The organism is Streptomyces corynorhini (genome assembly GCF_003346515.1).
Classification (GTDB): Bacteria; Actinomycetota; Actinomycetes; order Streptomycetales; family Streptomycetaceae; genus Streptomyces; species Streptomyces corynorhini.
The window spans coordinates 7589-30629 of sequence record NZ_QQNA01000260.1 but is presented as its reverse complement, the minus strand read 5'-3'; the positions used below and the strand labels follow the sequence as shown (position 1 = coordinate 30629).

Here is a 23041-nt window from a genome sequence, read left to right as displayed (position 1 = left end):
GGAAAGGGCCCGCACCGGACGCACTCCGGAGCGGGCCCTTCCGGCTGCCCGGGGGGCGGCGCCCGCCCGGCGCCTCTCGCCCGCCCGGCGCCTCTCGCCCGCCCGGCGCCTCCTGAGCGGCCGGGAGCCGTCCGGTCAGCCGAAGATCACACAGGAGGCGGCCGGGGCCGCCAGGGAGCCCGCACGGGCCGGGACGCCGGTCTCCCGGTCGAGGTCGAACCAGGTCACGTCGCCGGACCGCTCGTTCGCCGCGTAGAGGCGGCTGCCCGTCGGGTCCAGCGCGAGATCGCGCGGCCACCGGCCGCCGCAGTCCACCGCCGTCACCGGCTCCGGCTTCTCGTACGTCGCGTCCAGCGCCAGCACGGAGATGCTGTCGTGGCCCCGGACGGCCACCCAGACGAACCGGCCGTCCCGTGACACGACCACCGTCGAGGGGAAGGTCTCCCCCGCGACCGTGCCGGGCAGGACGGGCGTCTCGGCGACCGGTTCGAGCACGCCCGCCGTCGCGTCCCAGCGGCAGACGGTGAGTGTCGGCTCCAACTCGCCCACCACATAGACGTGTTCGCCCCGGGGGTGGAAGGCGAGGTGGCGCGGCCCGGTGCCGGGGCGCAGCGCCGTCTCCCCGTGCGGCGTGGGCTCCCCGGCCGCCGGGAGGGCGAGGATCCGTACGGAGTCGGTGCCGAGGTCGGTGCACAGGGCCCAGCGCCCGCCGGGGTCGGCCACCACGTGGTGGGCGTGCGCGGCGCGCGGCCGGTCGCCTGGCGAGCCGCCGGTGCCGTGCGGGAACACCGCGACGGGAGCGCGCAGCGAACCGTCGTCGGCGACCGGCAGCACCGAGACGCTGCCCGAACCGTAGTTGGCGGTCAGCAGCCGGTCTCCGGCGAGCGCGAGATGCGTGGGAGCCGCGCCACCCACCGGGACGGGCGCGCCCATCGGCCGGGGCGCCGCCCGGCCACCGGCCCGTACGTCCAGCGCCGCCGCCGCGCCGTCCGGTCGCTCGGAGACCGCGTACAGCACGGAGCCGTCCGGGGCCAGCGCGAGATACGAGGGGTCGGGCACGGCGTCGGTGGCCCCGCGTTCGGTGAGCGCGCCGGTCCGCGGGTCCAGATCCGCCGCGACGATGCCGCGCCCTCCCGCCGAGGTGAACGACCCGATGAAAACCCGCCCGCCGCTGCCGTCGATCACCCTGTGCCCTCTTCCGTACGACCTCGACGTCTCGTCCGCCCGGCGACGTTAGCAGGTGGGTTCCGGCGGCAGGACGGGCGCGGCGCGCGAGTCAGACGGGCGCGAGGGGAGCGCGCGGCGCGGTGCGCAGCGGCGACGCGAGTTCGGCCAGCGCCCGTTCCAGCCGGTGCAGATGAGCCAGCGCGCCCTCGGCGCCAGGGGGCCGGGAGGGCTCGGCGGCCGTCGCCGCGGCGCGGCCGGAGTGCGCGGCCCCGAGGGGCGCCAGCGCGTGCACGGCGTGCTCCACGGCGTCCTCGACCCGGCGGCAGGCGGCGGCCAGCTCCGCGTCGAGGCGGGCGCCGGGACCGGCGGCCAGGGCGGCGAATCCGCGTGCCTCGCGCGCGCAGTCGTCGAGCAGCGCGAGCACCCGCCGGGCGCGGGCCTTGCGGGCGCGCAGCGGGCTGAGCGGGTGGACCAGCGGGGCGAGGGACAGCCGTACCTTCGCGAGCAGCGCCTCCAACTCGGCCGCCGGCGGCCCCGGGTCGGCCGCCTCGTCCCCGGCGAGCCGACGGGCGGCCGTGGTCGTGCAGATGTGGACGCAGGTCAGCGCGCGGCCGATCCACGCGTTGGTCGCCGCGTGGGTGGTGACGGGGAGGACCACGGTGACGGCGAGGGCGACGCCGAGGGCGCCCGCGGCGGTCTCCTCGAACCGCAGCAGGAGCAGCCCCGGGTGCAGCACGCCCAGCAGGCCGTAGAGCAGGCCCGCCATGACCGTCACGAAGAACATCATCCAGGAGTACGAGACGGCGGCGGTGTAGAAGATCCCGAAGACGCAGACGGCGACCAACGCGGCGGTGGGTGCGAGCGCGCCGTCCAGCGGTACCGCGACGAGCAGTCCTGCCGCGATCCCGACGACCGTGCCGACGACCCGGCGGAAGCCGCGTACCAGGGTCTCGCCGCGCGAGGCGGTGTTGACGAAGATCCACCAGGCGGTGCCGACGGCCCAGTACCAGCGGTCCGGGGAGAGGGCCTGTCCGATCGCGAGCGCGACGGCGCAGGCGACGGTCGCCTGGAGGGCCTGGCGGGTGGTGGTGCGCGCGAGCCCCCGGCCCGGGGCCGGTGGGGCGGGCGCGGCGGGCGGCGGCAGTCGGCGCTCGTAGCACCAGAGGCCGAACCGGACGGCCGAGGTGACGGTCAGGGAGAGCGTGACGGCGCCGAACAGCTCGGGGAGCCGGTCCTGGCCGGTGTGCAGGAACTGCGTCATGAAGAACGCCATGAACGCGAAGATCCCCAGCGCGTGCCCGCGCGGCCCCCAGCGGCGGGCGTACACCCCGGCGGATACGACGGCGAGGAAGGCGGCGTCGCGGATCCGGGGGGAGTCGTGGAGGGTGGCGGCCAGCGCCAGGACGGGGAAGCCCGCCACGGGCAGCAGCGCGGTGGTGAGGGCCTGGCCCCGGACGGTGGGGTCCGCGACCGTGAACAGGGCGAGCAGGGCGGTGAGGCCGCAGGCGATGACGGCCGTGAGGGAGTACCCGGCGGCGCCGGAGACCGCCACGGCCGCGCCGATGCCCAGCACGGCCCGCGCGGAGGCGCGCAGCCGCAGCCGCCCCGGGTCCGGAGCGACGAATACCGTCTTCAGCACCGTGTTTCCCCTGTCACTCTTGCTCGGTACCGGGGCGCCGAGACACCCGGCTGGTCCTCGGCACTCGGCACTCGGCTCGGCCCTTGGCCCCTGGGCCCCTGACGCCCGGCGCTCGGCGCGTGCGCCCGGCGCCGCTCCGTCAGGCGTCAGGCGTGAGGCATGCGGAAGGCGCCGCGGGACTCCGCAGCGCCATCGATACCGATATCAGAGCATCTTCTTGACCTATGGCTCAACTGAAGCTCGACACACTGGGCCATTGGCACAGAGTTCAGCCGAAGGTCCAGGCCACGGTGGCGCCAATGGACCAGCCGGGACACCGGGGGCGGGACGGCAACGGCCCCGGGTGTCCGATGCGCTCGGGGTGAGCGCACCGGACACCGGGGCCGATGGGAGACCGGCGGGACGCTGGATCAGCTGCCCGTGGCGGCCTTGCGACGACGGGTCATGACGACGACCGCGCCACCGGCGGCCAGCAGGGCTGCCGCGCCCGCGGCGATCGGGACGACGTTGCCGCCACCGGTCTCGGCCAGGTCGCCTCCGGCGCCGCCGTTACCGCCGGTCGACGCCTGGCTCGGCTCGTTGGCCGGGGTGGACGATGCCGAGGTCGGCTCGGAGGCGCTCGGGGTGGGCGAGCCCGTACCCGGGGTCTCGTCGCTCTCCGAGGCGGACGGCTCCGGCGAGGTCGGCTCGGAGGGCTCGCCGACGGGCGGCGTCGACTCGGCCGGCGGCTCATCGGGCGTGGACTCGCCCGTGGACGGCTCGGGCTCCGGCTCGGTCACCGGGGGGATCTCCTGCGCGGTGCAGTCCTTCGTACCGCCGTTCCAGGCCGCGATCAGCTTGTCCTTGATGACCGGGCGGCTGGGCCCGATCGGCAGATCGCCGTGCTCGAAGCCGTCGTTCGCGTCCTTGAGGCCGTCGTACTTGACCTTGCCCCGGTAGAGGTCGACCTGCGCGAAGCAGTCGACGTCGGGGAAGGCCACGTCGAGCGTGTCCTGGCCGCCGTGCTTGATCTCGACGCTGTCGAAGTCGTGGAAGACCTGCTCGCCGGAGGTGTTCCAGCTGGGGCCGTGGGTACGGTACGAGGCGAGCGACACGGTGCACTTGGCGGCGTCGGACGCGGTACGGACCTTGACGTGGACCTTGCCGTCGGCGGCTGCCTTGAGATTGATGTCGTCGACCTTGATCTGGGAGTACCAGTCACGGCCGTCCAGGGAGAACTCGCACTTGTCGGTCGTGGTGACCGGCGTGACCGGGGTGCCGGCGCCCTTGCCGGGCTTGTAGCCCCCGTGGTTCCCCTTGTTCCAGCCCTTGCCGCCGGGGCAGTCCGTGGCCCACGCGGAGCCCGCGGCGACGGTGGTGAGGGCCAGGGCGGCGGCGCCGGTCCCGAGCAGGCGCAACGCCGTGACACGTCTCGATATGGCCATGCGTTTCCCATCTTGTGCTGCGCGTGACCCGGCCCGGACATCGCGTTTCGCGAGATTCGCACCACGCGACGCCGCACGCCGCACGCCGGAACGGGGCAGGCCGGAGCAGAGTCAGGCTGAAGTGGTTTGGTCGCGCACCGGGCCGTGGGGCCCTCGGTGGCACCACGCATGCTGCTGGGGGCACCATCGCCGTGTCAACTGATCGCGACGGCCGGAATATGACGTTCCGTCGAGGCGGACAAGCCTTCCTTATGAGGGCGCGCCGTGCGCAACGTGGACGGTACCGGCATCACCGGCCCTGCCGGATCACGCCGTCCGCGCACCACGCTCACCCCGGCGCCTGCCGCTCTCCCTCGGCTCGTCACGGGAGACCGGGCTCGACCGAGTGATCACCGCAGGTCAGGGCCTCGCCAGCGGGGAAGGGCGCGCGAAGCGGTACGGGCGGGCCACCGTGTGGACGTACCCGGTACCAGTTGTGAAGGTCTTGAAAAACACCCTGAACAGAGGCCCTTGTCGACCTGTCGGCATGTGCCGATCCGGGTTTCGAGGCGCTCGTTCGTCGCCGCGGCGCCCGATGGTTGCGGTGAAGACCAGCCGCGCGGCGGCCGATTGTGGTCGTGTCACCTCGGGCCGCCGTCTCCTGGGCACGGCGGCCCGCCGCCGGAGGCGGCACGGCGACACGGCAGTACGGCGGCACGGCGGTGCGACAGTACGGCGGCACGGCGGCAGTACGGCGACGGCGCGACCGGGGACTGTCAGACCCCTCCGCTACGTTGCGGTCATGAGCGAATTCGTACTTGTAGCGGGGGCCTGGCTCGGAGCGTGGGCGTGGGAGGACGTGGTGCCCGAGCTGCGCGCGGCCGGCCACGGCACCCATGCCCTGACCCTGTCGGGGCTCGCGGAGAAGCAGGGTGTACCGGCCGGGCAGCGGACCCACGTCCAGGACATCGTGGCGGAGATCGAGCGCCACGATCTGCGCGATGTCGTCCTGGTCGGACACAGTTACTCGGGGATCCCGGTCGGTCAGGCCGCGGTCCTCGTCGGCGACCGGCTGGCGCGGGTCGTCTTCGTCGACGCGAACGTCCCGGCCGACGGTGAGTCGTTCGTGTCCGGCTGGCCGGACGGCCGGGCGGCCGTGGAGGCGGCGATCGCCGCGAACGGGGGCTTCTGGCCACCGTTGACGGCCGCCGACTACGCGGGCCAGGACCTGGACGACACGCACATCACACGCATCGTGGCGGGCTCGACGCCGCACCCGGGCGCCACCCTGACCGAGCCCGCCGCGCTGGCGGGCCCGCTCGGCGCGCTGCCCGCCACGTACATCAAATGCCTGCGGGACGGGGAGCGGCCGAGCGACGACGTGGCCGCGCTGCTGCGCGGTGAGCGCTGGCGGCTGGTTCGGATGGACACCGGCCACTGGCCGATGTTCTCCCGGCCGCGCGAGCTGGCCCGGATCCTCCTCGACGCGGCAGGGCCGGGAACCTGACCACGGCCCCGCCCCGACCGGGCCCCGGAGCCACGCCGAGGCAGGCGGCACCGTCGAAGCGGATGGGCCGCCGAGGCAGGTGGCCCCGTCGAGGCAGGTGGCTTCTTCGAGGCAGGTCGCCCTTCTCAGCCGCGCCCGGGGTGGTCCCGCGCCTCGGTGTGCGCCTCCACGAGACGGTCAGGCGCCGCCTGCCGCCAGGAGTCCACGACGATGTCGCGCAGTTCGTCCAGATCCTCCAGGGCGCCGAGCCGCACCCGTACCCACGCGGAACTCGCCTCGTGCGGCGGCACCCAGAACTTCTCCGGTTCGGCCGCGATCAGCTCGGCCCGCTCGTGCCGGGGACAGCGCACGGCGAACGACGTCCGGTCGTCGGGCACCGTCACGAACATCTTCCCCGCGACGCGGAACGTGGGCATGTGCCACGCCTCCTTCTCCAAGGTCTCCGGGAGAGAGAGCGCGATACGGCGGACATCATCGGCATCGATCACGGGCGCCAGGGTAGCGCCGCCCGGCCCGGAGCGGACGGCGGCCGGGCGCAGACGGCATTGGAGTGCCGATGGCCCGGTCGAACGGCCTCGGACCGGGCCATCGGCACAGAGCCCTCGGTACAGTGAAGCCCGCGTACGGACGGACGGCGGAAGGCCCCGGCAGACCCATGGCAGTGGACGCGCTCGACACCCGGATCCTGCGGCTGCTCATCGAGCGGCCCCGTACCTCGGTGCGGGAGTACGCGCGCCTGCTCGGGATCGCCCGGGGCACGTTGCAGGCCCGGCTCGACCGGCTGGAGCGTACGGGTGTGATCACCGGCACCGGGCCGTACCTCTCCCCCGCCGCGCTCGGCCACCCCGTACTCGCCTTCGTCCACATCGAGGTCACGCAGGGACATCTGGACGAGGTGGGGGACGCGCTCGCCGAGGTCCCCGAGATCATCGAGGCGTTCTCGATCACCGGCGCGGGCGACCTGCTCACCCGGGTCGTGGCACGGGACAACGGACATCTGGAGGACGTGGTCCAGCGGCTGATCCGGCTGCCCGGCGTGGTCCGTACCCGCACGGAGATGGCGCTGCGCGAGCGCGTGGCGCACCGGCTGCTGCCCCTGGTCGAGGCGGTGGGCCGGGCGGCGCCCGTGGCCTCGGCGCCCGCCCGGCCGGACGCTCAGACAGCGGGCGCCGGGTCCGGCTCGCCGACCGGGACGGGACCGTCGGCCGGGACCGGCTGATTCGCCAACTCCTGCCGGTACGGGCGCAGTTGGCGGAAAGCGTTCCAGCCGAGCGCGCCCACGGTGCGGCCGTCGGTCCGGTAGAGCGCCACGAAGCCCGGCCCCTTCTCGCCGTCGATGATCTCCACGTCGGCGTCCTCGGAGAGCAGACCGTGGGCCTGGATCTTCACATCGAACTGGTCCGACCAGAAGTAGGGCAGCGGGGTGAACGGCTCGATGTCGCCGTGCAGCAGGTTGCGGGCCGCCGCCACGCTCTGCTCGCCCGCGTTCGTCCGGTGCTCCAGCCGCATCCGCCTGCCGTAGCGGGCGTTCGGCCAGCTCGCGACGTCCCCGGCGGCGTAGACGTCGGGCGCGGCACGGCAGTAGGCGTCGCAGTTCACCCCGTTGTCCAGCGCGAGGCCGGAGCCGCGCAGCCAGTCCACGGCGGGCACGGAGCCGATGGCGACGAGGACCAGATCGGTCTCCAGCAGGGTGCCGTCCGCGAGCCGCACTCCGTCGACCCGGCCGCCCGACTCCGTGAACCCGCCGACCGAGGTCCCGGCGAGCAGGGTGACGCCGCGCTCCCGGTGCAGGGCGCAGAGCCGTTCGGCGACGGCGCCGCCGAGCTGACGGGCCATCGGCAGGGGCAGCGGATCGACCAGGGTGACGGCCAGTCCGAGCTGCGCGGCCACCGCGGCGACTTCGGTGCCCAGGAAGCCCGCTCCGATCACCACCAGCCGGCGGGCGTCCGCCAGCGAGCCGCCGAGCGCGGTCGCGTCGTCAACGGTGCGCAGCACATGGACGCCCGCCAGTTCGTGCCCGAAGGGCAGCCGCCGCGGGGTGACGCCGGTGGCGATCACCAGACCGTCGTACTCCAGCGCCGTGCCGTCTTCGAGGCGCAGCCGGTGGTCCGTGACGTCGAGGCCGGTGGCGCGCGCCGGGAGCAGGGTGACGCCGAGTCCGTCGTAGTGGTCCCGCTCACGCAGTACGGTCCGCTCCGGCGACCAGGCTCCGGAGAGGACCTGCTTCGACAGCGGGGGCCGGTCGTAGGGCAGGCCCGGCTCCTCCCCCACCAGGGTCAGCCGTCCGGTGAACCCCTCACGGCGCAGGGACTCGGCCGCTCCTGCCCCCGCCGCCCCACCGCCCACGACGACGATGCTCTCGCGCATGTCCCGTCTCCTCCTGTCGATGCCCGCCGCCCGGTTCCGGACGGCGCTCCGCCAAGGTCACGTCCGGTGCCCATGGTCGCGGTCCGCCGACGAACTGTCACGGGCGCCTCCGCGATCACGCGGGAAACCACTCGTGACACGAGGTGAACAGGCGGCGCCCCGAGGCGAGCCGCCGGGGGCACGAGGTGATCGCACCGCACGGCGCGTCCGGGCGGCCGACGGCCCGGACGTATCATGACCGGCGGCAGCGGCGGGCCCCGGTCACCACGTCACCTCGTAACTCCCTCTCACCACGGAGCTGAGCGATGAGCAACCCCTTCGACACCCCCGACGGGCGCTATCTCGTCGTCGTCAACGACGAGGCGCAGTACTCCCTGTGGCCCGCCTTCTCCGACGTGCCCGCGGGCTGGACGGTGGCGCTCCCGGCCGCGAGCCGTCAGGAGTGTCTCGATCACATCACCGCGCACTGGACGGACATGCGGCCCAGGAGCCTCGCCGAGGCCACGTCCGAGCGCTGATCCGCCCTCGGGTACACCTTCCGGGGGCGGCTCAGCGCCCGCTCGCGCCGTAGAGCCGTAGAGCGCCGTAGAGCCATAGAGAGCCGCAGAGAGCCGTGGAGCGCGATCAATGCCGCCCCCGCCCCCGGCCGGTAAACCGCCGACCGCTTTTCGCCCGTCTCGGCCCGGATATCCAGGGGCACACTCGGTCTCTCTTTTGTTTCCCGCTGTTCGGCGTGCTTTCGGTACGTATTTCCACTCCGCACCGCACCGCACCGCACCGCACCGCACCGGAAATGTCGGGATCGGATTCACTTGAACGGCTACGCGCGAAACGTTGCGGAACGTACTGGTAGGAGAACCGCGGCGCGGCCCCGGAGACTTGGCCAGAGCGAGAACCGATAGCCATTGACACACTCCGAGACCCTGATCGATCATCGCGGTGTAGACCACCCGACAGCGCGGCGGCCCGGGGTCGGGTTACGCGTTCCATCCCGCTCGGCCATTTGGGCAGAAAAATATCAGTCACCCCTGCGGATAAACCTCCCGCGGAGGGGAAAGGCCCGCTTTGCCCGCGAACCAGTCCGTCCGTCATGCGACCTCCGAGCAGCCGCCCGCCCTCTCCTCCGCCCAGCGGCGGCTGTGGTTCCTCGCGCAGATGCGAGGCGCGAACGAGGCGTACAACGAAGCGATCGCCTACAGCCTGCGCGGCCCGCTGGACCGCGCCGCGCTGGCCCGCGCGCTCGACTCGCTGGTCGCCCGGCACGAGGTGCTGCGCACCCGGCTGGTCCCGCACGGCGGCGCCGTGCACCAGCGGATCGATCCGCCGGACACCGGCTACGCCCTGGCCGCGGACGATCTCACCGGCTGTCCCGACGCCGAGGATCGGCTCGCCGCCCTGCGGCGCGAGGAGGCCGAGGCGCCGTTCGACCTGAGCCGGGGGCCGCTCGGGCGCGGTCGGCTGATCACCCTGGCGGCGGACCGTCACGTTCTGCTGCTGACGCTGCACCACACCGTGTTCGACGGCTGGTCCATGAACGTGATGATGCGCGAACTCGGCCTGCTCTACACCGCCTTGCTGCGCGGCGAGAGCGACCCGTTGCCGCCGCTGCCGCTCCAGTACGCGGACTACGCCCGGCGGCAGGACCTCCGGGCGTCGGGCGCGGAGCACGCCGCGCAGAGCGCTTACTGGCAGGAGCGGCTGACCGGCGTACCGCCCCTGCTGGAGCTGCCGACCGACCGGCCGCGCCCACCCGAGCAGGACTACAGCGGCGGCCGGGTGCGGATCACTCTGGACGGGGAACTCACCTCCGCCCTGCGGTCCCTGGCCCGGCGGCACGGCGGCACACTGTTCGTCGCCGTCCTGACGGGCTGGTCCATCGTGCTGTCCCGGCTGACGGACCGGCGTGACATCGTCGTGGGCACGCCCACCGCGAACCGCCGGGGCGGCGATCTCTCGGGGCTCATCGGATTTTTCGTCAACTCGCTCGCGCTGCGCACCGATCTGTCGGGATCACCGACGGGGTCGGAGCTGCTGAAGCGGGTGCGCGGCGTGGTGCGCGAGGCTCTGGACCACCAGGACCTGCCGTTCGAGCGGGTGGTGGAGCTGGTCAATCCGGCGCGCAGCGTCGCCCACAACCCGCTGTTCCAGACGATGCTCGCCTGGGTCCCCTCGCGCAAGGACATGCTGGACCTGCCGGGGATCGAGGCGGCGCCGCTGGACATCCCGTTCGCACCGGCCCGATTCGATCTGGCGCTGTCGATGGCCGAGGAGGACGGCCGCGTGGTCGGCCATCTGGACTACGCCACCGCCCTGTTCGACCGGGAGACGGTCGAACGCTACGCCGCCTATCTGCGCCACGTGCTGGCCCAGCTCGCGGAACACCCGGACCGGGAGGTCGCGGACCTCGCGCTGATGGACGCGCGGGAGCGCGCCGAGCTGCTCGCCGACTGGGACGCCACCGACGGGACGCGGGCGCTCGCGCCGTCCGGGTCCGGCGGGCTGGTCGAGCGATTCGAGGCGTGGGTACGGGCCAGGCCGGACGGGACCGCTCTCGTACTCGCGGGAGAGCGGCTGGACTACGCGACGCTGGAACGGCGGGCCAACCGGCTGGCGCACGCCCTGATCGCCCGGGGCGTGGGCCCCGAGGTGGTGGTCGGGCTGCACACGGGCCGGACGGCGGAACTGGTCGTGGGCGTCCTCGGGATCCTCAAGGCGGGCGGCGCGTATCTGCCGCTCGACCCGGCCCAGCCGGTCGCCCGGCTGGCGGCCATGGTCGAGGACGCGGCGCCGGCGCTGGTCCTGAGCGCCGTGTCCGCGCGGGGCCTGGTGCGTACCGACACCGACACCGGCACCGGCACCGGCACTCACACCGGCATCGATGTCGGTACCGGTGTCAGTGCCGATGCCCGTGTCAGTGCCGAAGCCGCAGCCAATGCCAATGCCGATGCCGATGCCGCGGCCAGTGCCGAAGCCGGGGTCGCGGAACCTCCCGGCGACTGGCTGTCCTTCGCCGCCGTCGAGTCGGAGGGGACGCGTGAAGACGCGCCCGGCGTCGCCGTCCGTCCCGCGCATCCGGCCTATGTCATCCACACCTCGGGCTCCACCGGCCGCCCCAAGGGCGTGGTGGTGACCCACGGCAATGTCCTCAACCTGTTCGACACCTGGCTGGCCCGGTTCGGGGGCACGCCGGGCGAGGCGACTTCGGCCTGGTCGGGCATCGGCTTCGACGCCTCGGTACACGAGATCCTGCTGCCGCTCACCACGGGCGCCGTACTGCACCCGGTCCCCGACGAGTTGCGCGGCGACCCGCGGGCCCTGCTGGAGTGGATGCGCGAACACCGCGTCGTCCAGGCGTTCCTGCCGCCTTCCTATGTGAAGTGGATCGACGAGGAGCCCGAGATCCGGCTGAAGGGGCTGGCCCTGCGCCAGCTGCTGACCGGGGTCGAGCCGCTGCCGGAGAAGGCGCTGTACCGGATGCGTCAGATCCTGCCCGACCTGCGCGTCTGCTATGGCTACGGGCCGACCGAGACCACGCTCTACAGCACCGCCTACACCGATCCGGGCCCCGTGGAGCGGCAGTGCCCCATCGGCAGGCCGCTGGACAACACCCGTCTCTATCTGCTCGACGAGCGGCTGGCACCGGTACCGCCCGGGGTGACCGGCGAGGTCTACATCGGCGGGGCGAGCCTGGCCCGCGGCTATCTGAACCGGCCGGACCTGACCGCAGAGCGGTTCGTACCCGATCCCTTCGTACCCGGCGCGCGGATGTACCGGACCGGCGACCTGGCGCGGCGGCTGCCCGACGGCCAGGCCGAGTTCGCCGGGCGCCGCGACGACCAGGTCAAACTGCGCGGATTCCGGATCGAGTTCGGTGAGGTCGAGGCGGCGCTGCTGGCGCTGCCCGGGGTGCGGGAGGCGGCTGTGCTCACCGATCGCGACGCGGCCGGTGAACCGCGGCTGATCGCCGCCGTCGGCGGGGAGGGCCTGGCGCCGCGTCCGCCGGGCGAGTGGCGTGCCGCGCTGTCGCGGCGGCTGCCCGACTACATGCTCCCGGCGCTCTTCGTCGAGCTGGAGCGGCTCCCGCAGACCCCCAACGGCAAGCTCGACCGGGCGGCGGTGCTGGAACGCGCACGCGCGGGCGGCCCCGCGCAGGTCAACCAGGCCAGTCCGCGCGATCACATAGAACTGACGCTCTATCACCTATGGCAACGGCTGCTGGTCCACACCGACATCGGGATCCGCGACAGCTTCTTCGACATCGGAGGCACCTCGATCTCCGCCATCAAGCTCACGCACTCGATCCACGAGGAGTTCGGCGAGACCCTCTCGATCCGGGAACTCATGCTGCACCCCACCATAGAGGCGCTCGGCGGTCGGCTGCGCGAGGGCGCCCCTGACCGGCCGCCGAGCAATCTGGTCGAGTTCCGGGCGGGCGACGGACGTGGCCGGGTGGTCTGCGTGCATCCGGCGGGCGGCACCGCGTTCTGTTATCTGTCCCTGGCCAAGGCCCTGCCCGAGCATTACGGCGTGTACGGCGTCCAGTCCCCCGGGATCAATCCCGGTGAGGCGCTGCTGCCGACGGTCGAGGCGATGGCCGAGTCCTATCTGCGGCTCATCGAACCCCTCTCCGAGGGGCCGTTGGTCATCACCGGTCTGTCGTACGGCGGTCTCGTCGCCCACGAGATGGGCCGTCGGCTGGCGCTGGCGGGGCACACCGGGGTGAGCGTCGTCCTGCTGGACACCCGGGCGACCGACGACACGGCAGCCGCGCTCGCGCACACCGCGCCCGTGGAGATGGCCGAATTCCGCGACAAACTGGTCAAGTTCAACGGGATGTACCCCGGCATCGAGGACCGGCAGGTGGAGCAGTACTTCCGCGTCTACAACCACAACCGCATGACCGTACGGGGCTATGCGGTGCCGTCGACACCGGCCAGGCTGGTCCTGGTGCGGGCCGAGGCCGGTGGTGCGGACGACGACGCGTTCCCCGACGACGTGGAGGAGTTCTGGCGCGGCCGTGCCGAGGGCGGCTTCCTGGTGGAGCACGCGCGGTGCGACCACTGGGAGATGCTGGAGTCCGCCGAGGTGCTCCGGGTGGCCGCGCTGATCGGCACCGAGCTGAGCGGCGTGCCCACCGCCGGGCCACCGGCCCCTGTCCGGGCGCCGGATGAACGCCGATCCGAGTCCGCCGCGGCGCGGGAGGCGCGATGAGACCCGGATCGAGAACACCGGACGACGCCATGGACAACTCCGCGGACGACCCGAAGGACAGCCTGGCCGGGGGTACGGCCTCCGGCCTCCCGGCGGATGGGCTGGCCGCCGCGATACTCGCGCGGGCCCGCCGCCACCCGGACGCCGTGGCGGTGTCCGACGGCGAACGGACCCTGGACTACGCCGAACTGGACGCCGCGAGCGCCGCCGTCACCCGTGGTCTGCGGGCCGGTGGAGTGCGGGCGGGCCAGGCGGTCGCGGTGCTGCTGCCCCGCTCCTGGGAGCTGGTCTGCGCCATGCTCGGCATCCTGCGGCTGGGCGCCGTGGTGGTGCCGCTGGACGCGCAGAGCCCACCCGAGCGGCGGCGTCACATCCTGGCCGACGCGGCGGCCGTCACACTGATCCACGACGGCGCCGTGCCTCCCGGGACGCGGGACGGGCTGCCCGGCGGGGTGACTCCGCTGTCCGTCACCGCGCTGCTCGACACCGCCGCGGAACCCGACGGGCCGAGCACGCCCGCGATTCCCGCCGCGCCGGTCTCGTTCCTCTTCTACACCTCGGGCACCACGGGCGTGCCCAAGGGCGTCGAGGTCCGGGACGCGGGCATCCTGCGGCTGGCGCGGCCGGGCTATGTGCGGCTGGACGAGGGTGCCCGGTTCGCCTGTCTGGCCAACCCCGCCTTCGACGCGCTGAGTTTCGAGGTGTGGGTGCCGCTGCTGACCGGCGGGCGCTGTGTGATCCTCGCCGACGCGGAGGCGCAGGATCCCGCCCTGCTCGCGCGGGCACTGCGACGCGAGGGCGTCGACACCGTGTTCATCACGGTGGCGCTGTTCAACGCCGTGGTGGACCGGGTGCCCGACTGCTTCTCCGGCGTCGGGCAGGTGCTGGTGGGCGGCGAGCAGCTGAACGCTCCGCTGATCCGCCGCTGGTACCGCGACAACCCGACGAGCGCCACCCGGCTGCACAACGTGTACGGGCCCACCGAGGCCACCACCTTCGCGCTCTGCCACCCCATACCGCGTGACTTCACCGGCGAGGTGGTGCCGATCGGCGCACCGCTGCCGGAGACCGAGGCGCTGCTGCTGGCCGACGGGGTGCGCCCGGCCGCGCCCGGCGAGGTGGGCGAACTGCTGCTCGCCGGGGCGGGGTTGGCGGCCGGTTACCGCGATCTGCCGGAGGAGACGGCACGCCGCTTCGTCACGCGGACCGGGCCCGACGGCGAACCCGGGCGCTACTACCGCACCGGCGATCTGGTGCGCCGGGACGCCGACGGTCACCTCGTGTACGTGGGGCGCGCCGACCGGCAGGTCAAGGTGCGGGGCTTCCGGATCGAACCGGGCGAGCTGGAGCGCTGCCTCGTCGCCCATCCGGCGGTGCGGCAGGCGTACGTGTGCACGCGCCGCGACGCGGCCGACCGGGTCAACGAACTGGTGGCGTATCTGGTCCTCGGTGACGAGCTGCCGTACGAGGAGTTCGAGCGCCATGTCGCGGCGGGCCTGCCCGCGTACATGCGACCGCACCGCGTGCATCTGGTCCCCGCGCTGCCGCTCAACGCCAACGGCAAGGTGGACCAGGAGGCGCTGGCGGGCCAGGATCTGCCGCTGTGGCGTGCCGCGGGCCCGGCGGACACCGCCGGGGCGACCCCGTGGCAGCGCGAGGTACTGGAGCTGGCGGGCGAGGTGCTGGACGTACCGGATCCACGGCTCGGCGACCGCTGGACGGCCAACGGCGGCGATTCACTCAAGGCCCTGCGGCTGCGTTTCGAGGTCAGGCGCCGCTGGGGCGGCGAGCTGTCCCAGGCGCTGGTCCTGAACGCGGACCTCGCCGAGCTGGCGGCGGCCATAGCGGCGGGCCGGACGTCGGACGGCTCCCCCCATCCGGCTGTGGCCCCGCCCACGCCCGCGCGTACGGCGCCCGCCACCTCCGAGCAGCAGCGGCTGTGGCTCCTCCAGCAGCGGGACCCCGGCTCCACCGCCTACCATGTCCCGCTCTCCTTCACCCTGCGCGGCACGGTCGACACGGTGGCGCTGCGCACGGCGGCACGGCGTCTGGTGGCGCGCCATCCCGCGCTGCGGACCTCGTTCGAGGCCGCACCTGAGGGGCTGCGCCAAGTGGTGGCGGAGCCGTACGATCCGTGGACGCGGCCCGACCGGGACGCGGTGCGGGACGAGGCGGGCCGACGCGCCTTCGCCGCCCGCCTCTTCGCCGAGCCGTTCGACCTGGCACAGCCTCGGATGCTGGAAGTGTGCTGGCTGCCCACCGACGAGGGCGGTGGGCAAGGCGGGGGTGAAGACGGTGGTGAAGGCGGTGGTGAAGGCGGTGGTGAAGGCGGTGGTGAGCTGCTGCTGAGGCTGCACCACATCGCGGTCGACGGCTGGTCGCTCAGCACACTGTTCGAGACGTTCTCCGCCGATTACACGGCCGCCTGCCGCGACGGCGGCGAGGAGCGCGGCACCGAGTCGGATCCGGCGCCCGTTCCCACACCGCTGGACTACGCCCTCTGGCAGGCCGACTGGTTCACCCGCCCCGCCTATCTGGCCCAGCGGGCCGCACTGCGCGACCACTACGCCGGGCTGGAGGAGGACGCGGAGCCGCTGGAGCCGGTACGGAGCCTTCCCGCGCGCGCCGAGGGCAGGCTGCTGCACACCTCGCTCGACCGGGGGCGCCGCGCGGCCCTCGACCGGCTGGGCGCCGAGCTGGGGCTCACCCGCTTCCAGCTGCTGCTGAGCGTGTTCAGCTGGAGCCTGTACGGAGTGACCGGCCGCACCCGACCACGGATAGCCAGCCCGGTCGCCAACCGGCCGGTGGAGGACTTCGCGGCGAGTGTCGGCATGTTCGCCAACACCGTGCTGCTGCCGCAGGACCTGGCGCCGCAGGACGATCTGCGCACCTCGCTGCGGCGGCAGGGCGCCGGGATCCGGGCGGTGCTCGACCGGCAGGACGTGGCGCTGGCCGACGTACTGGCCGACCGGGAACTCCCCTCTGGGGGAACGCCGTTCGACTTCCTGTTCGTGCTGGAGAACACCGACTTCGGCGCGCTGTCGCTGCCCGGCTGCGACGCCCGGCCGCAATGGCCGGCGCCGACGGAGGCGAAGTGTCCGCTGAGCCTGTCGGTGGTGGAGCGCGCGGACGGCCTCGACTGCCTCTGGGAGTACGCGGACGACCACTTCGACGCCGACGAAGTGCGCGCCCTGGACGCCCTGTTCCGCCACGGCGTCGACCGGCTGGCCGAGGGCCCGCGGGAGGCCACCCTCGCCGAGCTGGTGGGACCGTACCGCGACGGGCTGCCCGAACCGGGCCGCGCGCTGCCCCTGCCGCCCGGCTTCGCCACGGTCGCCGAGGGCTTCGCGCGACAGGTCCTGCTGACTCCCGGCGCCACCGCCCTGGTGTCCGCCGACGGCGGGGTGCGCTACGCGGAACTCGACGCGTACGCGGCGGGCCTGGCCGCCGAACTGCTGGCCCGCCACCCGCTGTCGGAGCGCGGCGACGAACCGCGCTGCGTGGCCCTGTACTTCGAGCCCTCGGTGGCCCATGTGGTGGCGCTGCTGGCACTCGCCCGGCTCAATTGGACGATCGTGCCGCTCGACCCGGCCTATCCGGCCGCGCTGACGCGCCGCGTCCTGGAGCAGGTCGATCCGTTGTGCGTCCTGCTGGCGCCCGAGGGCGCGTCGGCGTTCGACGCCGTCGATCCGGGCGGGGTGCCGCGTCTCCCGGTGACCCCGGCCACGCTTCCGGCCGGAGCCCGGGAGGATCTGCCGCCGTACGCGGGACGCCCGCTCTACACGCTGTTCACCTCCGGCTCCACCGGAACGCCCAAGGGCGTACGGGTTCCGGACGCCACCCTGTGCTCACTGCTGCGCTGGCAGAGCACGGAAGGCGGCCTGGCGGACGGCGCCGTCACCGCGCAGTTCTCCGCGCTCTCCTTCGACGTGTCCTTCCAGGAGATCTTCTCCACGCTGTGCGGCGGCGGCACCCTGCGGCTGGCCCCGCCCGGTCTGCGGCAGGACGCCCCGGCGCTGCTGGCGCACCTCGAAGCGGGCGGTGTGGAGCGGGTCTTCATGCCGTACGTGGCCCTGCAGCTGCTGGCCGAGCACGGCGCCCGGCTGGGGCTGTATCCCGCACGGCTGCGCGACGTGGTCACCGCCGGGGAGCAGTTGCTGTGCACCGACGCGATCCGCCGCTGGTTCGGCGGGCTGTCCGGTGCCCGGCTGTTCAACCACTACGGGCCGACCGAGACGCACGTGGTCAGCGCGCTGACCCTCGAAGGGGATCCGGCGCTGTGGCCCGAGCGCCCCGCCATCGGCCGCCCGGTCGCGGGCGCCTGGCTCCGGGTGGTGGACGAGGCGGATCGGCCCGTACCGCCCGGTCGTCCCGGACAGCTGCTGATCGGCGGGCCGATGGCCTCGCCCTGCTACCTCGACGATCCGGACCTCGACGAGAAGCGCTTCGTCGACCTGCCGGGGCTGGGCCACTTCTACCGCAGCGGCGACCGGGCGCGGTTCGACCGGGAAGGGCTGCTGCACTACCTGGGCCGCGAAGACCAGCAGATCAAGCTGAGCGGCCACCGGCTGGAGCTGGGGCAGGTGGAGGCCGCCCTGCTGAGCCATCCGCTGATCGTCAACGCGGTGGTGGTGCGCGACGGCGAGCGGCTGACGGCCTGTGTGCAGTGCCGTACCGGGTCCCCCGCGCCGACGCCTGAGGAGCTGACGGACCATCTGTCGCCGCTGCTGCCCGCGTATGCGCGCGTCGACCGGTTCCGGCGGGTGGAGGCGCTGCCCCGTACCCCCAGCGGCAAGCTGGACCGGCGGCTGGCGCTGAGCGCGCCGGGTACGGAGCTGCGCCCGCGCGCGGCGGGCGTCCCGGCGCTCTCGCCGCGCGAGGCGCGGCTCGCCGAGCTGTTCGCCGAGGTGGTCGGCAGGCCCGTCGGGCGTGACCAGCGGTTCTTCGACGCGGGCGCCTCCAGCCTGGATCTGATGCGGTTCCATCTGCGCTGCACCGCGGATCTCGGGGTGTCGCTGACCATCCCGGACCTGTTCGAGCACGTCACCGTCGCCAGGCTGGCCCGTTTCCTGGACGGTGGCGGAGAGGAGACCGCGGGCCGCACCGCCGCGCGGGCCCCGGACGGCGTCACCGCCGCCGACGAACCGATCGCCGTCATCGGCATGGCGGTACGGCTGCCCGGCGCCACCGACCTGGCGGGCTTCTGGCAGATGGTGACCGAGGGCGGCCGGGGCGTCGAGCACTTCGACGCCGCCGAGGGGCTGGTGGGCGCCCGCAGCCAGATGGCGGGCCTGCTGGCCTTCGACCCGCGCCGCTTCGGCATCAGCCCGCAGGAGGCGCGGCTGATGGACCCGCAGCAGCGCCATCTGATGATGAGCTGTGTGGAGGCGCTGGCGCACGCCGGAATCGCCGACCCGGCCGGGACGCCGAACGGTACGGGGAGCGGGCAGGGGACCGGGGACGGAACCGGGGACGGGCTCCGGGCCGGGGACGGGCTCCAGGGCGGGGACGGGCTCCGGGTCGGGCTGGTCGCGGGCTGTGGCGAGAACACCTACTTCCAGTCCATGCTGCGCGAGGCCGACCCCGCGCGGCTGCCCGACGGCTTCCAACTGGCCCTGCACCACGACAAGGACTTCCTCGCCACGAAGACCGCGTACCACCTCGGGCTGACCGGTCCCGCCTTCACCGTGCAGGCGGCGTGCGCCAGTTCGCTGGTGGCGGTGCATGTCGCGGCCGGGCTGCTGCGGCAGGGCGACGCCGAGGTGATGATGGCCGGCGGTGTGCTGGTGGACACCCTGCTGCGCGACGGCTACCGCTACCGTCCGCAGCACATCTTCTCCCAGGACGGACACTGCCGACCGTTCAGCGACGACGCCGACGGCACGATCGGGGCCAGCGGCGTCGGTGTCGTGGTGCTCAAACCGCTGCGGGCGGCCCGGCGCGACGGCGACACCGTCTACGCGGTGATCACCGGCTCGGCCCTCAACAACGACGGTTCGGCCAAGCTCAGTTACAGCGCCCCCTCGCTACCCGGGCAGCGCGAGGTGATCCGCACCGCGCTGCGCCGCAGTGGCCGGGCCGCCGGGGAGCTGGGGTACGTGGAGGCACACGGCACCGGGACCCCGCTGGGCGACCCGGTCGAAGTGGGGGCGCTGCGGCAGGCGTTCGGCCTGGAAGGTGGCGTGTCCGAGGGGACCGGCACCGAGGGGACCGGGCCGGAGGAGACCCGGCCCGAGGGGACCGGGCCGGAGGTGACAGGGCACAGCTGTGCGCTGGCTTCGGTGAAGAGTCAGATCGGCCATCTCGGTGCCGCCGCCGGTGTGGTGGGGCTGGTACGGGCCGCGCTCGCGGTCCACCACGCGGTGATCCCGCCCAACGTCGGTTTCCACCGGCTCAATCCGCAGATCGGCACCGACGCCGCGCCCTTCCACATCCCGACGCGATCGGGCCCCTGGCCCGCCGGGCGGGACCGGGTGGCGGCGGTGAGCAGCTTCGGTATCGGCGGCACCAACGCCCATCTGATCCTGGAGGCGGGCGATCCGGACGCCGCCGGGGCCGCCCCCGAGCCGGACGGTCCGCTGCTGCTCTCCGGTGCCAGCGAGGCGGCGCTGCGCGCCGACGCCGACCGCGTCGCCGACTATCTCGCGGCGCGGCCCGAGGCGTACGGCCAGGTGCTGCGGCATCTGCGGGCCGGTCGCCCGCCGGGCCGCTGGCGGCTGGGCGCGGTGTGTGCCGACGCGGCGGAGGCGGTGGTCTGGCTGCGTACGGCGACCGGGGTCGAGGTGACACCCGGCGAGGAGGCGCGCCCGGTCGCGGGCAGGTCGGCCCGGTCGCTGGCCGACGCGTGGCTGGCCGGGGAGCGCATCCGCTGGTCCCCCGGGCCCGCCCAGGCGCCGTGGGACTTCCCGCCGCCCGCCTTCGACCTGGCCGACTACGACTTCGAGCGCGCCGCGTCGGCGTCGGCGTCCGCGCCCCCGGCACCGTCCGCCCTCGGGGAGGCCACGCGGCTGCCCGAGTCCACGCGGCTGCCCGAGTCCGGGTGGCTCCATCAGCCGCATTGGGTCCGGCGCTCGCGCGCGGTCGCCGCGGCCGGGCCGCGCACCGGGGGCCTGCTGGTCCTCATGGCGGCGACGGTGCCGGAACCGGAGGAGGTCGGCCCCTTCGAGGCCGCCTACGCGCGCGTCGTCCGGGTCGGCGCGGCCCATGCCTTCGCGCGCGTCGGGGACGACGCCTACGAGGTCGATCCCGCCGACCCCGCCTCCCTGCGCCTGCTCGTCGACGCGCTGACGGACAGCGGCGGAGCCGGGGCCGGGGCCGGGAGCGATGCCGGAGGCGGGGCCGGGAGCGATGCCGCGTACGGCGTCGACTGGCTGCACGCGCTGCCGTTGTCGGTCGACGGGGTACCGGGCGAGGACACACTGACCCGGGCCCACTGGGCCTGCGTGGACACACCGGCGGCGCTGCTGGCGGCCGTCGCGGACACTCCCCTGGCCGGGCGGCTGCGGCCCTGGTGGCTCTCGTACGGGGCGCAGCCGGTCGAGGGGGTGACGGACCGGCCGGAGCTGGGGCTTCTGGCGGGCGTGTGCGAGGTGGCGCCGCAGGAGCGGGCCGTCGACGGCCGCTGGCTGGACCTGCCGGACGGCGCCACGGCGCGGTGGGCCCCCGTCCTGTCCGCGCTGCTGGCGGAGGCGGCCGGGTCCGACGCGACCGGTGGAGGCGGCGCGTCCCCGGGGCTGCCCCGGCGGCTGGCGCTCCGGCGGGGGTACTGGTGGCAGCAGGCGCTGCTCCCGGTGGACGATGCGGCGGCGGAGGCGATCCACGCGCACCCCGTGTCCGACGCGGCGTCATATCCGTTGCTGCCGGGGGATGGTGGCTGCCATCTCGTGCTGGGCGGCACCGGCGGCATCGGGGCGAGTCTCGCGGCCTGGCTGCTGGAGCGCACGGACAGCAGGGTGATCCTGCTCGCGCGGCGGCCCGTGCTCCCCGCCGTACTGGCGCGCTGGGCCGACCGCGTCGAGGTGGTGGAGGCGGATCTCGCGCAGGCCACGCCGGATGACCTCCTGGCCCGGCTCGACGGGATCACCTCCCGTATCGACGGTGTGATCCACGCGGCGGGCAGCGCGGCCGGTGGTCTGATCACCTACCGCGACGCCGCCGGGATGCGGCGGGCCACGGCCGCCAAGGTGCGTGGCGCCCTGCTGACCGAGCGGGTGATCGACCGCTACCGGCCGGCCGTCGCCGTCTACTGCTCGTCGATGGCCGCGCAGTTCGGCGGCGTCGGGCAGCTCGACTACGCCGCCGCCAACGGTCTGCTCGACGGCTTCGCCCGCCACCGGCCCCAGAGCGCGGAGACCACCCTGCGCATCGGCATGGCCTGGGACATCTGGCGCGAGGTGGGCATGGCGCGCGATGTCCTGCGCTCGGACGCGCGCCACCAGGCGCACCTGGCGGTCGGTCTCGATGTCGCCGAGGGGCAGCGGCTGTTCGCCCGAGCCCTGCGGCTCCAGCTCCCCCAACTGCTGGTCTCCACCACCCCGCTGGACCGTTCCCGTGACTTCTACGCGGGGAACTCCGGCGCGGGGAACTCGGACACGGGGCACTCCGGCGCGGGGAACTCGAACGCGGGGCACTCCGACGCGGGCGCCCCCTCCACCGGGGCGGCCACGGCCGAGGACGCCACGGCGTCCCCCACCGAACAGCTCACCGACTGGCTGCGGGACTGGCTGGGGCTCGACACTCTCGACCCGGATGCCTCGCTCTACGAGCTGGGCGCCGACTCGCTGACCCTGCTGGATCTGATCGGGGAGGCGAAGCGGCTGTTCGGGGTGGATCTGGAGCTGTCCCAGTTCAACCACCGGGCCAGCCTGTCCGACATACTGGCGCGGCTGGACGAGGAGACGGCGGGCGAGAGCACGTCGGACGATCCCGTGACGTTGGAGGTGTGGCAGGAGGGCAGGGGGCGCGATGTGCTCTGTGTGGTCCATCCGGTCGGCGGGGACATCCAGGCGTACCGGGCGCTGGTGTCGGCGCTCGATCCACGTCTCACCGTCTGCCTGATCGCCGACCCGGCGTTGCACCGGCCCGAGCTGCCCGCCTGGTCGCTGGCCGAACGCGCCCGGCTCTACCACGCCGCGCTGGAGGCACGCTTCCCGGCCGGCGCGTGGCGCAGACGGCTGGCGGGCTGGTCGTTCGGCGCCTGGGTGGCGCTGGGGATGGCCGCCGTGGCCGAGTCGGCGGGCGAGCCGGTGGCCGAGCTGTATCTGCTGGACCCGCCGCCGCCGGACTCGGGGCCGCTGTTCCGCGCGTACGACGAGACCCAGCTCGACACGGTCTTCGCGCACGAACTGAGCCAGAGCGGCGCGAAGCCGGTGGGCGCGCGGGCGCGGGCGTACGCCGAGCGCCTGGCCCACTGCTGCCGCGCCAACGTGGCCGGCATGGCGCAGTACGAGCCACCCCGGCTCGCCCGTACGCCCAGCAGGCTGTGGCTGGCGAGCACACCCGTGGACGGGCTTCCCGCGACGGGCACCCCGCAGGCGCAGGCGCGGCTGTGGCGGGAGCGGCTGCCGACGCCGATGGAGTGGCGGTCGCTGGACACCACGCACTACGGCGTCGTCCAGCCGCCGTACGTGGATCCGGTGGCCGAGGCCATCAACGCGGCGTCCAGGCCGGATCCCCACGCCCGCTGACACCACCGTCCCCGGCCACCAGACCCGCCCCCGCGTCGCCACTCGGACGCCGCACACCCAC

The 23041-nt window shown here is 74.0% G+C and carries 10 protein-coding genes; 5 read left to right on the top strand and 5 right to left on the bottom strand.

From position 1 onward, the window contains the following. Window positions 1-135: 135 nt before the first annotated feature. The 3 genes from DVH02_RS27880 to DVH02_RS27870 all read right to left on the bottom strand — a co-directional run bounded on the left by DVH02_RS27880 (window position 136) and on the right by DVH02_RS27870 (window position 4230). Window positions 136-1182 (bottom strand): lactonase family protein, encoded by a 1047-nt coding sequence (locus DVH02_RS27880; RefSeq protein ID WP_114626631.1) that lies wholly within the window; start codon window positions 1180-1182, stop codon window positions 136-138. 94 nt (window positions 1183-1276) lie between these two features. Then, a complete protein-coding gene (locus DVH02_RS27875) occupies window positions 1277-2806 on the bottom strand; it encodes an FUSC family protein (RefSeq protein WP_114626624.1) in 1530 nt (509 codons plus the stop codon). A gap of 410 nt (window positions 2807-3216) precedes the next feature. Beyond that, the gene (locus tag DVH02_RS27870) at window positions 3217-4230 is read right to left on the bottom strand and encodes an LAETG motif-containing sortase-dependent surface protein (protein ID WP_114626623.1); all 1014 of its coding nucleotides are present in this window, start codon (window positions 4228-4230) and stop codon (window positions 3217-3219) included. 781 nt (window positions 4231-5011) lie between these two features. Between DVH02_RS27870 and DVH02_RS27865 the strand changes: the two genes are divergently transcribed. After that, a complete protein-coding gene (locus DVH02_RS27865; RefSeq protein ID WP_114626622.1) occupies window positions 5012-5716 on the top strand; it encodes an alpha/beta fold hydrolase in 705 nt (234 codons plus the stop codon). Window positions 5717-5841: 125 nt separating this feature from the next. Here the strand turns inward: DVH02_RS27865 and DVH02_RS27860 are convergent, their stop codons facing one another. Next, window positions 5842-6204, bottom strand: a complete 363-nt coding sequence (locus tag DVH02_RS27860; RefSeq protein WP_114626621.1) for an MmcQ/YjbR family DNA-binding protein — start codon at window positions 6202-6204, stop codon at window positions 5842-5844. A gap of 167 nt (window positions 6205-6371) precedes the next feature. On the opposite strand from DVH02_RS27860, the gene DVH02_RS27855 reads away from it, so the two are divergent. Next, entirely contained in the window at window positions 6372-6935 is a 564-nt protein-coding gene (locus DVH02_RS27855; RefSeq protein WP_233518501.1) for an Lrp/AsnC family transcriptional regulator, read from the top strand. On the opposite strand, the gene DVH02_RS27850 is transcribed toward DVH02_RS27855, so the two are convergent. After that, window positions 6872-8083 (bottom strand): NAD(P)/FAD-dependent oxidoreductase, encoded by a 1212-nt coding sequence (locus DVH02_RS27850; RefSeq protein ID WP_114626620.1) that lies wholly within the window; start codon window positions 8081-8083, stop codon window positions 6872-6874. The genes DVH02_RS27855 and DVH02_RS27850 overlap by 64 nt on opposite strands. Before the next feature lie 305 nt (window positions 8084-8388). Here DVH02_RS27850 and DVH02_RS27845 point away from each other — a divergent pair, with 305 nt between their 5' ends. The 3 genes from DVH02_RS27845 (at window position 8389) to DVH02_RS27835 (ending at window position 22980) form a co-directional block, all read left to right on the top strand. After that, window positions 8389-8601, top strand: coding sequence for an MbtH family protein (locus DVH02_RS27845; RefSeq protein WP_114626619.1), 213 nt, complete (start codon window positions 8389-8391; stop codon window positions 8599-8601). Between the two features lie 637 nt (window positions 8602-9238). Further along, window positions 9239-13294 carry a non-ribosomal peptide synthetase gene (locus DVH02_RS27840; RefSeq protein ID WP_114626630.1) on the top strand — a complete coding sequence of 1352 codons (4056 nt, stop codon included), beginning with the start codon at window positions 9239-9241 and terminating at the stop codon, window positions 13292-13294. Then, window positions 13291-22980, top strand: a complete 9690-nt coding sequence (locus DVH02_RS27835; RefSeq protein ID WP_114626618.1) for a non-ribosomal peptide synthetase — start codon at window positions 13291-13293, stop codon at window positions 22978-22980. Before DVH02_RS27840 ends, DVH02_RS27835 begins: the two co-directional genes overlap by 4 nt. The last annotated feature ends 61 nt before the right edge of the window (window positions 22981-23041 follow it).

Excerpts from the sequence above, each read along its gene's own strand:
- DVH02_RS27865 (WP_114626622.1), top strand. The coding sequence starts at position 5,012 with ATGAGCGAATTCGTACTTGTAGCGGGGGCCTGGCTCGGAGCGTGGGCG.
- DVH02_RS27840 (WP_114626630.1), top strand. The coding sequence starts at position 9,239 with ATGCGAGGCGCGAACGAGGCGTACAACGAAGCGATCGCCTACAGCCTG.
- DVH02_RS27835 (WP_114626618.1), top strand. The coding sequence starts at position 13,291 with ATGAGACCCGGATCGAGAACACCGGACGACGCCATGGACAACTCCGCG.
- DVH02_RS27855 (WP_233518501.1), top strand. The coding sequence starts at position 6,372 with ATGGCAGTGGACGCGCTCGACACCCGGATCCTGCGGCTGCTCATCGAG.
- DVH02_RS27870 (WP_114626623.1), bottom strand. The coding sequence starts at position 4,230 with ATGGCCATATCGAGACGTGTCACGGCGTTGCGCCTGCTCGGGACCGGC.
- DVH02_RS27845 (WP_114626619.1), top strand. The coding sequence starts at position 8,389 with ATGAGCAACCCCTTCGACACCCCCGACGGGCGCTATCTCGTCGTCGTC.
- DVH02_RS27850 (WP_114626620.1), bottom strand. The coding sequence starts at position 8,083 with ATGCGCGAGAGCATCGTCGTCGTGGGCGGTGGGGCGGCGGGGGCAGGA.